This is a genomic window from Paracraurococcus lichenis (assembly GCF_030657435.1).
Taxonomy (GTDB): domain Bacteria; phylum Pseudomonadota; class Alphaproteobacteria; order Acetobacterales; family Acetobacteraceae; genus Paracraurococcus; species Paracraurococcus lichenis.
Genome location: NZ_JAUTWS010000420.1, coordinates 1 through 616, shown reverse-complemented (window position 1 = coordinate 616; position 616 = coordinate 1). Strand labels below are relative to the sequence as shown.

Annotated in this window: 1 protein-coding gene; it reads left to right on the top strand. The window is 64.6% G+C overall.

The window, feature by feature from the left end; genetic code table 11:
* A partial coding sequence (locus tag Q7A36_RS40600) for an ABC transporter substrate-binding protein (RefSeq protein ID WP_305109458.1) occupies positions 1-616 on the top strand: 616 nt, incomplete at both ends.

The following is a 616-nucleotide window of genomic DNA, read 5'->3' as shown; positions in this document are numbered from 1 at the left end:
CCTCGGTCGGCGCTATGGTGGCTGGAGCTATCTGCCGCTTAAATATGGTCGCCGGCACGGCACCGACCGCTGGATCGGCGTGCCTTTCGGCGGCGGCACGGGGCCGATCTGCTACCGTGTCTCCACGCTGCGCGAGGCCGGGTTCGAGCGGGTGCCAGATGACCTCCAGGAATTCCTGAGGCTGTGCAAGGCAATGCAGCGCCTCGGCAGGCCGGCGGGCTTCGCCCTGGGCAACGCCGTTGGCGACGGCAACGGCTTTGCCAATTGGATGCTCTGGTCGCACAATGCCTCACTGACCGATGAGGAGGGCCGCGTCAGCATCAACAGCCGCGAGACAGTCGACGCACTCGAATACGTGCGCGAGCTCTACCCGACACTGGTCACGGGCACGCTCTCCTGGCTCGATGCCTCGAACAACCGTGCCTACGCCGCGCAGGAGATCCACATGACGGCGAATGGCGTGTCGCTCTATTACGCCTTGAAGAGCGATGCGCGGACTCGCTTCATCGCCGATGACACCGAGCACACGCCCTTGCCAAAGGGTCGCGCGCACGACATCCCACAATACTCGGCCGGGCTGAACGCCATGGTGTTCCGCCACGTGCGGAATATCAAC